The organism is Leptothermofonsia sp. ETS-13 (genome assembly GCF_049200465.1).
Lineage (GTDB): Bacteria > Cyanobacteriota > Cyanobacteriia > Leptolyngbyales > Leptolyngbyaceae > Leptothermofonsia.
Window position 1 is genome coordinate 1,613,694 of the sequence record NZ_CP120836.1, and the last position, 13,947, is coordinate 1,627,640.

13 protein-coding genes are annotated in these 13,947 nt (G+C 52.4%); 4 read left to right on the forward strand and 9 right to left on the reverse strand.

The genetic code is table 11. The features are described from left to right. Positions 1-162 precede the first annotated feature (162 nt). Entirely contained in the window at positions 163-2,127 is a 1,965-nt protein-coding gene (locus tag P4D80_RS07260; RefSeq protein WP_421658325.1) for a prolyl oligopeptidase family serine peptidase, read from the forward strand. A 62-nt stretch (positions 2,128-2,189) separates the two neighbouring features. Here P4D80_RS07260 and fxsT read toward each other — a convergent pair whose 3' ends face one another. Next, the gene (fxsT, locus tag P4D80_RS07265) at positions 2,190-3,785 is read right to left on the reverse strand and encodes an FxSxx-COOH system tetratricopeptide repeat protein (protein ID WP_421659500.1); all 1,596 of its coding nucleotides are present in this window, start codon (positions 3,783-3,785) and stop codon (positions 2,190-2,192) included. A gap of 39 nt (positions 3,786-3,824) precedes the next feature. Here fxsT and P4D80_RS07270 point away from each other — a divergent pair, with 39 nt between their 5' ends. Next, positions 3,825-4,073, forward strand: coding sequence for a hypothetical protein (locus P4D80_RS07270; protein ID WP_421658327.1), 249 nt, complete (start codon positions 3,825-3,827; stop codon positions 4,071-4,073). Here P4D80_RS07270 and P4D80_RS07275 read toward each other — a convergent pair. After that, positions 4,050-4,259, reverse strand: coding sequence for a hypothetical protein (locus tag P4D80_RS07275; protein WP_421658329.1), 210 nt, complete (start codon positions 4,257-4,259; stop codon positions 4,050-4,052). The genes P4D80_RS07270 and P4D80_RS07275 overlap by 24 nt on opposite strands. 363 nt (positions 4,260-4,622) lie before the next feature. Here P4D80_RS07275 and P4D80_RS07280 point away from each other — a divergent pair, with 363 nt between their 5' ends. Both P4D80_RS07280 and P4D80_RS07285 read left to right on the forward strand, forming a co-directional pair. After that, a complete protein-coding gene (locus P4D80_RS07280) occupies positions 4,623-5,714 on the forward strand; it encodes a phosphotransacetylase family protein (protein ID WP_421658330.1) in 1,092 nt (363 codons plus the stop codon). Positions 5,715-5,765: 51 nt separating this feature from the next. Next, complete coding sequence (locus P4D80_RS07285) at positions 5,766-6,725, forward strand: retropepsin-like aspartic protease family protein (RefSeq protein ID WP_421658332.1); 960 nt, start codon at positions 5,766-5,768, stop codon at positions 6,723-6,725. Positions 6,726-6,929: 204 nt separating this feature from the next. On the opposite strand, the gene ftsE is transcribed toward P4D80_RS07285, so the two are convergent. The 7 genes from ftsE to P4D80_RS07320 all read right to left on the reverse strand — a co-directional run bounded on the left by ftsE (position 6,930) and on the right by P4D80_RS07320 (position 13,841). Then, positions 6,930-7,670, reverse strand: a complete 741-nt coding sequence (gene ftsE / locus P4D80_RS07290) for a cell division ATP-binding protein FtsE (RefSeq protein WP_421658333.1) — start codon at positions 7,668-7,670, stop codon at positions 6,930-6,932. 4 nt (positions 7,671-7,674) lie between these two features. Further along, positions 7,675-8,454 (reverse strand): WecB/TagA/CpsF family glycosyltransferase, encoded by a 780-nt coding sequence (locus P4D80_RS07295; RefSeq protein WP_421658334.1) that lies wholly within the window; start codon positions 8,452-8,454, stop codon positions 7,675-7,677. Between the two features lie 87 nt (positions 8,455-8,541). Further along, entirely contained in the window at positions 8,542-9,492 is a 951-nt protein-coding gene (gene bioB, locus P4D80_RS07300; protein ID WP_421658335.1) for a biotin synthase BioB, read from the reverse strand. A gap of 195 nt (positions 9,493-9,687) precedes the next feature. Further along, positions 9,688-10,509, reverse strand: coding sequence for an SDR family oxidoreductase (locus P4D80_RS07305; protein ID WP_421659501.1), 822 nt, complete (start codon positions 10,507-10,509; stop codon positions 9,688-9,690). Beyond that, entirely contained in the window at positions 10,509-11,123 is a 615-nt protein-coding gene (locus tag P4D80_RS07310) for a rhomboid family intramembrane serine protease (RefSeq protein ID WP_421658336.1), read from the reverse strand. The genes P4D80_RS07305 and P4D80_RS07310 overlap by 1 nt, the downstream gene beginning before the upstream one ends. 36 nt (positions 11,124-11,159) lie before the next feature. Next, complete coding sequence (locus tag P4D80_RS07315; protein ID WP_421658337.1) at positions 11,160-12,161, reverse strand: glycosyltransferase family 2 protein; 1,002 nt, start codon at positions 12,159-12,161, stop codon at positions 11,160-11,162. A gap of 354 nt (positions 12,162-12,515) precedes the next feature. Next, the gene (locus P4D80_RS07320) at positions 12,516-13,841 is read right to left on the reverse strand and encodes a pentapeptide repeat-containing protein (RefSeq protein WP_421658338.1); all 1,326 of its coding nucleotides are present in this window, start codon (positions 13,839-13,841) and stop codon (positions 12,516-12,518) included. Positions 13,842-13,947: the final 106 nt, after the last annotated feature.

Below are 13,947 nucleotides of genomic sequence, written 5' to 3' on the forward strand. Positions count from 1 at the left end.
AGGGGGGGTTGCTGAATTTGGGTATGAAATAGATGCTGTATGCTCGAAACTTCGTTTTGATTCATGCTGCTTTTCAGCAACGCCTAAAAGGGCACTGCCTGGTTGCTGATAGATCCCTCCTCAGGTTAGAGTCTGGTGCAGTGGTTTTCTAAAAAGTGACCGATGCGACGTTGGCGAACTCTGCTGGCTATCTTTCTCGCTGTTTTCCTGGGTGTGATGGGTATGGGATCTCTACAGGCGGCAACGCTTTCTCCCGGTGAAAACCTGGTGGTAGAAGGGATTCCGCCAATTCCGCTGTCCCTGGTAGAGCAGGTGAATCGCTATACCGAGTTTCGTGGGGCGCGGCTGTCGAGCTGGCACCCTACCCGGCGGGAGATGTTGATTTCAACCCGCTTTGCGAATACAGCGCAGGTTCATCAGGTAAAGTTTCCGCTAGGGGCCCGCAAACAGCTCACATTTTTCCCCGATGCGCCTTCGGGGGCCAGCTATCAGCCAACAGCGGGTGAGTATTTCGTCTTCAGTAAGGATGTGGGTGGCAGCGAGTTTGACCAGAACTATCGCTATGATCTGGCAACGGGGGAAGTGACGCTGCTTACGGATGGCAAATCGAAGAATAGTGGCGGCGTCTGGTCAACGGCGGGCGATCGCATCATCTACACCTCTACCCGTCGCACCGGTAAAGACAATGATTTCTACATCATTGATCCCACCAATCCAGCCTCCAACCGTCTTTTGACCCAACTGGAGGGAGGCGGCTGGTATCCCCTCGATTGGTCGCCCGACGATCGCCAGTTACTAGGCATCGAATTTATCTCGGCCAATGAAAGCTATCTCTGGCTATTTAACACCGAAACGGGTGAAAAATCGCTGCTGACTCCCAAGGGGAAGGAATCCGTTTCCTACCGGGGAGCGGTGTTTAGTGAAGATGGCAAAGGCATGTTTGTGGTCAGCGATCGCGAATCAGAATTTCAGCATCTTGACTACTTCGATTTCACCAGCAAAACCTACACCCATCTCACCCACCAAATTAACTGGGATGTAGAAGAACTGGACCTCTCCCGCGATGGCAAGCTGTTAGCGTTTGTCACCAACGAAGACGGAATTGGGGTGTTGCACATACTGAACACTGCTACCCGCCAGGAAATTCCCCTCCCGAAGCTGCCCCTGGGACAAATCTTTGGGATTAACTGGCGACCCAACAGCCAGGAGTTGGGGTTTACGCTGGTGTCTGCCATTTCAACAGCGGATGTGTACTCTCTCGATCTGGCCACCAACAGACTGGAGCGCTGGACTGAAAGTGAGACAGGCGGTATCAACACGGCCAATTTTTCCCAGCCGGAACTGGTGCGCTGGAAGAGTTTTGACGGCAGAACGATTTCAGGTTTCCTCTATCGTCCGCCTGCCCGTTTTGCTGGCAAACGTCCCGTCATGATTGATATTCACGGTGGACCAGAGAGCCAGTTTCGCCCCAGTTTTCTGGGACGCTATAACTTCTATTTGAATGAGTTGGGTGTGGCGTTGCTGTTTCCCAATGTGCGCGGCTCTTCGGGCTATGGCAAGACCTTCCTCAAGCTGGATAATGGCTATCTGAGGGAAGATTCGGTGAAGGATATTGGGGCCCTGCTGGACTGGATTTCCACCCAACCCGCACTGGATGCTGACCGGGTTCTGGTGACGGGGGGGAGCTATGGGGGCTATATGTCTCTGGCAGTGGCGACGACGTACAGCGATCGCATCCGGGCAGCGATCGACATTGTGGGCATCTCCAACTTTGTCAGCTTTTTAGAGCGCACCGAAAGCTACCGTCGTGATCTGCGTCGGGTCGAGTATGGCGATGAGCGCGACCCCAAAATGCGGGAGTTTTTGCTGAAAATTTCGCCGCTTAACAATGCAGAAAAAATCAAGAAACCGCTGTTTGTTGTTCATGGCAAGAACGACCCTCGCGTACCACTGAATGAAGCAGAGCAGATTGTGGCAACTGTTCGGAAGAATCATATCCCGGTCTGGTATTTGATGGCGAAGGATGAAGGGCACGGCTTTGCGAAAAAAGCCAATGCTGATTTTCAGTTCTATGCCACGGTGATGTTTGTGAAAGAGTTTTTATTGGGTGATACCAATCCAGTTTGATGCGGTGATCGCTTACCCCACCCACCCTCTGCTTCTCCTCATCCCTCACTCCTCACCTTGCTTCATTTGCCGCGCTTCATTTGCCGCAACAGCTCCTGGGTCACCGAATGGTCCGATAGCTGCGCCGTTTGCCCCGCCTGAATCACTTGCTGCACAAAAAGGTAGAAATTTTGCCAGGTTGCTTGGGTATGGGGGTGGTCTGCTCCCAAGCGATTGAAGCAAATGGTCAATGTCCTTAAGTAAAGCGGTTCCGCCTCCGCGTAGCGCCCCTGGTCACGGTAGAGCTCTGCCAGATTGTTGAGCCTGGTGGCGACAGCGGGATGGTCGGGCCCCAATTGCTGCTCAGAGATGGCCAGGGCGCGCTGGTAAAGCGGTTCCGCCTCCGCGTAGCGCCCCTGATTGTACAGGTAATGGCCTGTTTGACCCAGTAGCTGCGCCCATTCGTTAGTTTCCAGCGCAATGGCTTGGCGAGTGGCGATCGCCTGCACATGGGGCACTAATTGCTTACACACTGCCCAATTCTCAACCTTTGTCACATCGGGAAACACCGCGCTCAATCCGGCAATGGCCCGCTGCATCCAATCCTGTTGCTGGGTCGGGGTCATTTGCTGCCAGAGGACGGCCTGTACCAGGCGGTGGATGCTGTAGTTTGCCGTCTGCCATTCCCGCTGAATCAGGGAAAAATCTTCCAGGACTGCTAGCTGTTCTGCCAGTGCTAATTCATCGGTGCAATCGATCAACTCAAATTCTTCTGCACACCTCAGCAATAACCATTCGGGAATGTCATCCGCTGCCAACACCACACTCAATTGCAAAATAAGCATCGAAGCAGGCGACCTGCGTTCTACCTCTTCAAAATTCAACAGCCAGGTCGTTGCTAACTTTTTGGGATAGTCTCCGGTTTCGGGAAAGCCTTTCTCCAGCAATTGCTCTTGCTGCTGTTGATAGTGCTTCCAATACACCGCAAATGATACGCCTACCCGAGCAATATAGGCGGCAGCTTGTTCTAACGCCAGGGGTAAACCATCCAGCCTCTTTGCCAGGTCGGTTGCTGCGGTCGCTTCGGTGGCATCCAGGGACGATCGATGGGTGCGATTGCGTAGAAAGGCGATCGACTCATCCAGAGACAGTTTTTCAACCTCGATTGGGGCTTTAATCCCCAGGCTGACAAATCGCTTTGCTCGTGAGGTCAGCAACACTCGCCCCTGTGGGTTACGGGGGAGCCAGGGTTTAACGATATTGGGTTCGTCAGCGTTATCAAAAACCAGCAGCCATTGATCGTGAGTCTCCAGCCAGTTAAGCGATCGCGCGGCTAATTCATTAATGGTGTCCGTTTCTGCACCCAGACCCAGCGATCGCCCCATTGCTGACAAATCCGTCACCAATTCCAATTCCGTTCCTGCTTTGATCCAGAACACCCATTTATAAACTGTTGGGTGATAGCGATAGGCATACTCCACGGCAGTTTGGGTTTTGCCAATTCCACCCAATCCAGCGATCGCCGCTGCCTGGTTTAAGGCGGCTTTACCGGTTCCCATCAGGGTATCGTGCAGATCTTGCAGGAGTTGTTCTCGCCCGGTGAAGTGTGGATTCCGGCAATAGGGAACCTGAAATTGTGGGGTGCTTAACTTTGCCCGTTCCCGTCCGGGCGACTCCAGTCAATCCTTTGATGATGAACCAAGTGATGGTGAACCAAGGTGGAACGTTGGGTTGCCCTGACTCTGAAAAATCGGTTGATCTTGTCTCTCCGTCACCATCAGACCCTGTCCACCAAAAATTTGCTGCACATTCCGGGCGTTCACATTCTCCATTTGCACGATCATCTGATGGATCTCCTGGGCCATCGGTTGCACCATGCCCACAAACTCCGGATTTTCCATCTCCTTCAACAGGTAGTCACGGATTTGTTTCAGTTCCGGCTCTTATCCTTTGGCAGCCGCTTCTAACAACCTATCCGTTCCTGGCTTGCCCTTAAAACAACGATTCCACACCGCCTGTCCTAACTTCTGGATTGGTTCAGATACCGCCTCTACAACCTTTTCTCCCAATTTGCTGCCCATCCCTTCGTAGAACTTATCCAAAATAATTTTTGCGATCGGGGTTGCCAGCATCAGAGGAATTGTTTCCAGCATAGATTTAGGGAGAATAAAAGAAAATTATCTCGATTTTAATTCTTTAAATCAGGTTTTTCCACAGGATTTCAGGTTTTTTCCAGGTTTAAGGCTATATCAATTCAATATGAGAATGCATAGAAAGTGAATTGACCTCTCCCCCTTCCCCTCTTTGAGTCGGAGCGGGGTGCCAAAGGCGGGGTGAGGGTTTCGGAGTTATTTAACTCTCATTCCTTAGTCATGTCTTGCTCTTTCCTCTTTTTCCTTCCTGCCTCTTTACGGCGATACAGAATAGTAGGAATTTTGCAAGGATCTGTATAACCTTAAAATGGGGTTATTAATGAGCAACGGCTCAATTGCAGGTCAAAAGCTGGGAGTGAAGGCGTGCCTAAGTCCGCGAAGTATTTGTTGGTTGGATCGACTGAAGCCTATTGTGGGAAGTCGGCAACGGTTTTGGGTATCGCCCACCATCTGAAAGAACGGGGACTGGACATTGCCTATGGCAAGCCGCTGGGAACAGTGTGGGGCGGTCCCCAGGGGAAGGAATCGGACAAGGATATTCAGTTCGTTGCTCAAATTCTGGGTTTGCCAGAGAACCGATTGCAACCGACGATTCTTTCACTGGATGAAGCTACCATTCAGAAGCGCATCCGGGGCAATGATACAATCGACTACTCTCAGATTTTGCTGAAATACCGCGATATGCAGGGTCCTGACCTGGTGCTGCTGGAAGGTCCAGAGAATCTGGAGGAAGGAACGCTGTTCGATCTGTCTCTGGAGCAGGTGGCTGACATCCTGGACGCCCGCGTGATGCTGGTTGCCCGTTTCCACTCCCTGTTAATTGTGGGGTCGCTGATTTCTGCCAGGCGCAGATTGGGCGATCGCCTCCTCGGTGTTGTGATTAATGATATTCCCGAAGATCGCCTGGAAGAAGTGAAGACAACCGTTCAACCCTTTCTGGAGCAGCACGGCATTCCGATTTTGGGGTTGTTTCCCAGCAGTGCTCTATTGCGCAGTGTTAGTGTGGCCGACCTGGTTAAACAATTGAGTGCAGAAGTGCTGTGCTGTCCAGATCGGCTGGATTTGATGGTTGAAACTCTCTCCATCGGAGCGATGAATGTTAACTCAGCGCTGAAGTACTTTCGCAAAGGGCGGAACATGGCTGTGGTGACAGGGGGCGATCGCGCCGATATTCAACTTGCGGCACTGGAAACCTCGACCCAATGCTTGATTCTGACCGGGCAGATGCCGCCCTCGCCAGCAGTACTGAGTCGGGCTGAAGATCTGGAAATTCCGATTCTTTCGGTTGATCTGGATACGCTCAACACTGTTGAAATTATTGATCGCGCCTTTGGGCAGGTGCGCGTCCATGAGTCCATCAAAGTCCAGTATGTTTACAAGCTGATGGCAGAACATTTCAACATGGAACGGCTGATTCAGGATTTGGATTTGGAGCCCGCGATCGCAGGAACGTAATGAGATGTGGGAATCTTGAGTTGAGGACTCAAGCAGGGATGGATAATCGCCATGGAACTTCCTCAGCATCCCCATGAACTGGCAAAGCAGGGTAATCCAGCCGCGATCGCTCGTTTGATTAACCATGCCCTTCAACCCAAAGGCATCACAGCCAGAGTCACAGGTAAAGATGGCACACTCAAGGTCATGCTGGAAGCCGACCAGATCCCCGACCAGCAGATTCTCGTTCCCTACCTTGAAAAAAATCTGGCGAAACTGGGAATCACTGGGATTGAGACGATTGAGATTTATGGCAAACAGACCTGTGCTGCTGTTCCTGCCTGGCGACAAACCTGCCATTGCCGTCTTTCCTCGGTTTCCTCAACGGCGCGATCGCTTCCCTCAGAGCCAGCTCCCCCCCAAACTTCACCCCCCGAACCTGTTTCCACTGCATCCACCAAACCTGCTACGGTTCGCCTTCGGATGGGTTTGCCCAACGTCCCATCCCAACGTACTTATCAGATGGTTTTTACCGGGGTAATCGCCCTGATTCTGATTTTGCTTGGGGCAAACCTCCGCTCCATTCATACCCTGCTGGCATCCAAACCGTCTCCCAGGCCAGTGGCGTTGGTAGAAACCAAAGAGGGCGTTTATCGGACACGGATTATCAACCGAATTAGAGGGGTCCCGGTGATTATGGTGACTTTCAACGGTCGCTACACTGTGCCCATGATTCTGGATACGGGAGCCAGCAGTACGGTCATTACTCAATCCATGGCTTCTACACTGGGCATTGTCCCGATTGGTCAGGCGATCGCCCAGACAGCGAATGGCTACACGACCTTTGATGTGGGATACGTCGATTCCATTGAAGTAGAAGGAGCAAAGATGCAACAACTGCCAGTAGCGATCGGACTACCCGACATGGAAGTGGGCCTACTGGGGCACGATTTCTTCGGCAACTTCGATGTCACCGTCCGGGAAGACAGGGTTGAGTTTCGCCCCCGCACCAGCCCTCCTGTGAAAGAATAGTGTGAAGGAATAGACGAAGGAATAGACAGTATGAATAGACAGTATGAATAGACAGTATGAACAGTGGATGGTGGAGTATCGCTGCATGATATAGCTCTACGCAGGTGTGTTAGGACATTGGAATTAAAGAGGGAGTGGGGGCTTCGCCCCCAGCCAGGGGTGGAACCCCTGCACCCCGTCCTAACCATATGGATATTGCTACACCTACCGCTGTGCGATCGGGCGATACAAAACTCCATTCCGCAATTGCACGGCGGGATGGTTTGAGAGGCGAATCAGGCTTTCGTCGTGGGTGGTGACGATCACCGTAATTCCAACGGTATTCAATTTCTTCAGAATTTTGATCACCTGCCAGGAATTGTCGGCATCCAGATTACCAGTGGGCTCGTCGGCCAGTAGCAGGGGGGGAGTGCCAACGATCGCCCGTGCAATGCTGACTCGTTGTTGTTCTCCACCAGATAGTTCATCAGGAAAGCAATTAGCCTTGTGGGACAATCCCACCATTTTAAGAGCTGGTTGCAAACGACGATGAATTTCCCTGCGAGTAAACCCCTGCGCCCACAGGACAAATGCCACATTCTCCATCACGGTGCGGCGGGGAATCAGCTTGTAATCCTGAAACACCACCCCAATCCGGCGACGCAGTTGGGAAAGGCGATCGCCCTTCAGATTTGCCAGATGATTGTCATCCACAATCACCTCACCCTCATCGGCGTATTCCTCTCCGTACAGGAGCTTCAGCAACGTCGATTTGCCAGAACCAGAAGGACCGGTGATAAACAGAAACTCTCCCCGCTTGACTTCCAGGTTTACATTAACTAACGCCTTGCTGCCATTGGCATAGGTCTTACTCACCCCCCGCAGGCTCACCATCACTTTGTTGCCAGGCGGGAGAGTGCTTTTTTCTACCGAATTTGAAGATTGACCCGTCATCGACTGAGTCATAAAACTATCCCTGACTGCTCACAGGTTCTCGTTGGGTCAATCGGTAGATCAGGGTGCGCCAGGCAAATTTAGGTAAAGCCAGCATCCGCCGCCAGCGCCAGGGTTCCTGGTAAAGGCGGTAAACCCACTCCAGATGGTTGTTTCGTAGCCATTCTGGGGCGCGTTGTTTTGCTCCAGCCCAGATATCAAAGCTACCACCCACCCCAATCCAGATCGACTGGGGACAGAGGTGACGGTGTTCGGCAATCCAGAATTCCTGACGGGGCACACCCAAACCAACCAGAATTAACCGGGGTTGCAAGTCTCTCAGGGTTTGTTGAAGTGCCTGCTCGTCTTCTGGAGTGAGATAACCGTGGTGAGTACCGGCGATCGCCAATTCAGGGAATTGATTTTGCCAGATTTCAGCCGCTTGCTGCGCTATCCCAGGGGCACCTCCCAGGAAGAAAACAGAACCCAACTCATTAGAAGACTGGCCAAACTCTTTGAGGAGGGACTCTGCCAGTTCAATTCCGGGACAACGCTGCATCTGCTGACCTTGCAGCATCAAGTACAATACAATTCCTGAACCATCGGGAATCACCAGATCAGCCTGGTGAATGACACTGGCCAGACGAGGATTATCCTCCGCCTGCATAGTCATCTCGGCATTCAGTGTTACGACATGACACCCTAACTGTTGTTGGGCGCGAGAAACCAACCAGCCTGAGTAGTTTTGGAGTAGATGAACGGGCAACCCCAACACTGGGAAAATTCGGGGTGACTCCGGTTGAACCCTGTTTTTCACAACTTTATTCCTCACGCCACCGATTTCAGCTTCAGATTGTATCTTAATTTGATTTTTTGGAGGCGATCGCTTTGAAGCCTTCTCTTGCTAAAGAGCTTTTGGAACCATTCCTAACCGGTTTAAAAGCTGTTCGTCATGGGAGTTATCCGGATTCGGAGTAGTCAGCAAAACGGTTCCGGTAAAAATCGAATTTGCACCTGCCACTATACAGAGAGCTTGCAATTCATCACTCATTTGTAATCGCCCAGCAGACAACCGCACGATCGCTCTGGGAAACAGCACCCGCGTTGTCGCAATCATGCGTACCAGGTCAATGGGATCGATGGGAGGTGCATCCTGGAGCGGAGTCCCTGGCACAGGCACCAGACAGTTGATGGGAATCGATTCCGGGGCTGGATCGAGTTCGCTCAGAGCTTCCAGTAGTTCCAGCCGATCTTGAACCGACTCGCCCATGCCTAAAATACCACCGCAGCAAACGGAAATCCCCGCTGCGCTGACGGCCTGAATCGTTTCCAGGCGATCGCGATAGGTGCGGGTTGTAATAATTTGCCCGTAGTAATTCGGGGAAGTATCCAGATTATGGTTGTAAGCCGTCAATCCCGCTTCTTTTAGCCGTTGGGCCTGGTGCGGTTTGAGCATCCCCAAGGTGCAGCAGACTTCCATCTCCAGGGCCGCAACCTGGCGTACCATTTCCAAAACTCGCTCAAACTGGGGGCCGTCCTTCACTTCTCTCCAGGCAGCTCCCATGCAAAACCGGGTGGCACCGCTAGCCTTTGCTGCCCTTGCTTGAGCGACGACCCCCTCTACATCCATCAAAGGTTGGGGAACCAGATCCGTCGGGTTGTGAACACTCTGGGAACAATAGGCGCAATCTTCGGGGCACGCGCCGGTCTTGATATTACATAGAGTACAAAGCTGAATGGTACGGGGGTCGTGGTGTTCCCGATGAACTCGCTGGGCTTCAAAGAGCAGATCTGGCAGGGGTTGGTGATAGATCTGGGCAATGCGTTCCAGTGTCCGGGTCAGCGTTGTAGACATTGTGGCGTGCTTAGGGGTAAGGGTGGTGGGGTAATTAAGGTGGATATGGGGTGATGGGGTAATTAGGGATAAGGGGGTAATGGGGGGAAGTTCAGTGATTAGTGGTTAGTAGGGGTGAGGTAAAAATTCAAAACTTATCCACCCATTTACCCATTTGCCCATCTACCGCTTCGTCACTATGAATGTTTCGCTAGATTACCTTGTTTCCTGGATCTCTGGGTGAATAAATTGGTAGCCAGCGGCCTTAAGTTTCTGGTTGGAGACTCTGGCGTTGTAGGGGCGGGTGCTGGGTAAGGTCGGGTCCCAGGAGACAGGAGGTAGTCCGTTTTGGGTGCAGACTCGCTCTAGCAATTCGCGGGTTGTAATGGGAACATCCCCCACCAGGTTGTAGATTCCCTGCAACTGGTGCTGTTGGGCGAAGGCGATCGCGCCCACAATGTCATCCAGATGCACCCAATTGGCGGCGTCTTCTCCGTTGCCCGGTCGGGTAGTGCCTGCGGCCCGACGAAAGATTTTGACCAGTTCTCGACCGGGACCGTAAATGCCCCCCAGTCGAAAGATGCAAACCCGAGTGTTGTCACTGGCGGAAAGCAAAACCTGTTCCGTTTCTGCCAAAATCTCACCATTGCGATTGGCCGGGGTAATGGCTGATTCCTCATCCACCCAGGCCCCTCCCTGATTGCCATAGACGGCGTAACTACCGGTATAAATGACCTGTTCGACTGAGGGAGAATCTTTCAAGGCGTCTACCAGAGTTCTGGCAGTTCCCAGGTAGGTCGCTTCATAGGCTTCGGCACTGCGGGCACCCACACTTAACAAAACCGTCGTCTGGTCTTGCAGGAGCGATCGCATCCCTGCCAGATCAGTTCCCTTCAAGATCTCGACTCGGTGAGCAACGGTTTCCAGTTGAGAGATTCGTGTAATGGTGGTAGTGGTGGCGGTCACTGTGAAAGACGAGCGCCAGAGGCGAGCGATTGCCTGACCCACATAGCCACAACCAATGATAGCAACCTTCATCAAGAGAACAAATCCTTAGAACGCCGATTGCGGGACCCATTGACCAGTAGTCTCGCTGCCAGCACGCCACCGATAAATCCAAACAGGTGTCCTTCCCAGGAAATGCCATATTGCATCGGCAAGACCCCCCAGAGAAGACTACCGTAAAGCACTCCTACCCCTAAGGAGATAGCAATTGAAAGAATGCTGCGCTCAAAAAAGCCCCGCAGCAGCAGGTACCCCAGGTAGCCAAAAATCACACCGCTGGCTCCAACATGGACACCGGGGGAGCCAAATAACCAGGTGCCCAGGCCGCTAACCAGGCCAGAAACAAGCGTGACCCAGAAAAAATCGCTGATTTCTCGCAGCATAATCAACCAGCCCAGCACGAGAAAGGGGATGATATTGCCGATGAGATGGGGAAAGTTGCCATGCAGGAAGGGGGCAAATAGAATGCCCCTCAGCCCAATCAGGTTGCGGGGAATAATCCCATAAACATCAAGCGTAGTTTGCAGAAAGGGACGAAAGAAGACCTGATCAGCAATCTCGACGGCCCACATCAACCCAACCAGACTAAGCAAAATTAGGATCTGAGCCTTGAGTTCGTTGGCGATCGCCCTCACATTCTCATTCATACTCATGCTGCTGTCTCAGGGGTGAAAGCGCTTCTTTTACGATAATCTACGGACATCCGAACAGTCATCCTTTGAATGATTGGAGGAATGGGTATTGACCAGAGATACAAACCCTCCCACTTCTGCCAGGGTATAGAGGGGGCGATTTTTGACTTCTTCATAAATGCGCCCAATGTATTCACCAAGGATACCGATACTGAACAGTTGAACCGCTCCCAGAAAAAAGATGGCGACGGCAATGACGGCGTATCCCGTCAGTGGTGATTTGGGGTAGAAAACTCGCCAGTAAATGACCAGAATGGCCATAGCGATCGCTACCACCGCCGCAAATAAGCCCAGATAGGTTGAGAGCCGAAGTGGTACTTTGGAAAAGGACACCAGGCCGTTGATGGCCAACCCCAGCGATTTATGGAAGGTGTACTTAACCTCTCCGGCAAAGCGGGGGTCCCGTTCAAACGGAACTGCTTTCTGGCGGAACCCAATCCACGATCGCAGTCCCCGCAGGTAGCGATTGCGCTCTGGCATGGCGTTCAAAATATCGACTACACGCCGATCCATTAAGCAAAAGTCGCCCGTATCGGTGGGAATATCCACATCGGCCAATTGCCGCAACAGCCGATAAAACACAAAAGCGGTGAGGCGTTTAAACCAACCTTCCTGGTGGCGCTGGGTGCGCTGGGCATAAACCACTTCATAGCCCTGCTGCCACTGACTCACCATCGCTGGGATCAGTTCTGGCGGATCTTGCAGATCCGCATCCAGAATCACCACCGCCTGCCCACGGGCAAAATTGAGCCCAGCCGTGACAGCTATCTGATGCCCAAAGTTACGAGCCAGACTGAGATAGCAGACACGGGAATCTTGAGCATGCAGATCGCGGATGAGTGCAAGGGAGCGATCGCGGCTGCCGTCGTTCACTAAAATCAACTCCACCTCGCCATCTACCTGATCCATCACCCCACAGAGGCGGCGATACAGTTCAGGAATGGTCGCCTCCTCATTAAAGATGGGAATGACAAACGAATACTTGGGCCCCATGATTCATATCAACTCTATCTAAAGAATGAGAGTTATAGCGGTAGTCATTATGGTTAGGACGGCGTGCAGGGGTGGAACCCCTGGCTGGGGGCGAAGCCCCCACTCCCTCTCTAATTCCAATGTCCTAACGCACCCGCGTAGAGCTATAAATAACTCCAAAAACCTCACCCCGCCTTTGGCACCCTTCTCCGACTCGGAGAAGGAAAGGGGGCCGAGATCAATTCACTCAAAAAATGCGGTGTTATTAATCCATGATCCTTAGTGGTTTGTCAGTTTTACTTCTATAACCCCGGCTTGAGTTAAGAGCAGTTATTTTGTGAGTCGAAACCTGACAAAATAAACTTTGACAGACCACTAGCGCCCTAGTTTGTTGGGAATTCCCTCACAACCGCCGGGAATGGTACTGCGGGTCTTTGAGCCTCCCCAGGCACAACAGTAGTAGCGTTGCTCTGGAGACATGTCTTCTGCCCCAGTAAAATCTGCGTTTTCAATCACGGCTCCTGTACAAAAGCCAGTGCGGTAATCAGGTAGGTCGGTGCGGGTACGGGGGCAGGCATCTTCGGGTCTGCCATAGAAGAATCGTGTGGCCTGTAAGTCGGCTCCTTGCAGATTGGCATAGGCCAAAATGGTACGAGAAAAATTGGCTTTCACCAGATCACAACCACTCAGGTTGGCCCGGATTAAATTGACTTCACTCAGGTCCGTCCAGCGCAAATCGGTACCTGAAAGATCGGCTCCTGCCAGCATCACGCCCAGATCAATCACCCGGATGCCCGTCGCCCGGTCCTCTTCGTAGCCTCCGGAGCCGTCTAGAATAGCCCGCCCCAATCGTTGATCGCGTTTGAGGGGGGTCAACAGTCGGGCACGGCTGAGGAAGCGAATCACCTTCGCTTTGCCACCTGCGTCGATACTACTGAGGATGGCAGCGGTGCGTCCTTCAGCGATCGCCCGTTCTTGCGGCCAGTCTTCCAGCAGCCCTTCTTCATCCAGCACCAGTTCAGAAATGCCCTGGAAGTAACTGTCGATGGTCTGCTGCTGGGTAATGAGGTTTTGCTGAGTCGTTAGGTCTTTTTCAATCACATACTGCCGCCAGGCAATATAAACCGCCAGGATGGCGATCAGAATTTGCCCCAATGCACCAAAGACTTCGCCCAGTGCGCCAACGGCATCCCAGTTCAAATCACTGTACCAGTAAGCCAGCAGGCGATCAAACCCCAGAAATTTGAGCAGACCAATGAACGCCACAAACCCTGCCAGGCTGGCAATCAAAATAGCAGATTCTGGCTCTGCGGCCCACTGAACAATAAAACGTTGTAAAGGTTTCCAAAGCAAGTTGACACAGATGAATAGCGCCACTGCGGATCCTGCCAGTCCAAGCAAGGGAATGTTAATCACCCAGCCCAGTACCATGACAGCGATCGCCCCCAGAATCACCCCAAAAACCAATAACCGCTGCGATGCTCCTGAAGGATCAGTGCGGGGCGGAGGCATGACTGAGGGAACCCGTTCAAAAGCTGCTGAGGGAGGAGATTCTGCCACTAATGGGCTGGGTAGGGACAACCTACTGGATGTCTCACCTTCCTGGGTGCTGGTGCTGGCTACTTCCGCTCTAGCAGGCAGCCGCCCCCCTGTCTTAGAGGGGGCTCCACCCGATTCAGATGGTTTCGGATTGACGGTCATGCTTTCCCATCCACATCAACCTTGCTTGAAGTGACTCCTTGCTTGAAGTGACTCCTATTGAACCACTTCAGCAGGTAAGTGTAGCAGGTGTCGGGCACCAGGTATC

Coding starts and splice junctions, on each gene's coding strand:
- P4D80_RS07260 (WP_421658325.1), top strand. CDS start 163: ATGCGACGTTGGCGAACTCTGCTGGCTATCTTTCTCGCTGTTTTCCTG.
- P4D80_RS07275 (WP_421658329.1), bottom strand. CDS start 4,259: ATGCTGGAAACAATTCCTCTGATGCTGGCAACCCCGATCGCAAAAATT.
- P4D80_RS07285 (WP_421658332.1), top strand. CDS start 5,766: ATGGAACTTCCTCAGCATCCCCATGAACTGGCAAAGCAGGGTAATCCA.
- ftsE (WP_421658333.1), bottom strand. CDS start 7,670: ATGACTCAGTCGATGACGGGTCAATCTTCAAATTCGGTAGAAAAAAGC.
- bioB (WP_421658335.1), bottom strand. CDS start 9,492: ATGTCTACAACGCTGACCCGGACACTGGAACGCATTGCCCAGATCTAT.
- P4D80_RS07305 (WP_421659501.1), bottom strand. CDS start 10,509: ATGAAGGTTGCTATCATTGGTTGTGGCTATGTGGGTCAGGCAATCGCT.
- P4D80_RS07310 (WP_421658336.1), bottom strand. CDS start 11,123: ATGAATGAGAATGTGAGGGCGATCGCCAACGAACTCAAGGCTCAGATC.
- P4D80_RS07315 (WP_421658337.1), bottom strand. CDS start 12,161: ATGGGGCCCAAGTATTCGTTTGTCATTCCCATCTTTAATGAGGAGGCG.
- P4D80_RS07320 (WP_421658338.1), bottom strand. CDS start 13,841: ATGACCGTCAATCCGAAACCATCTGAATCGGGTGGAGCCCCCTCTAAG.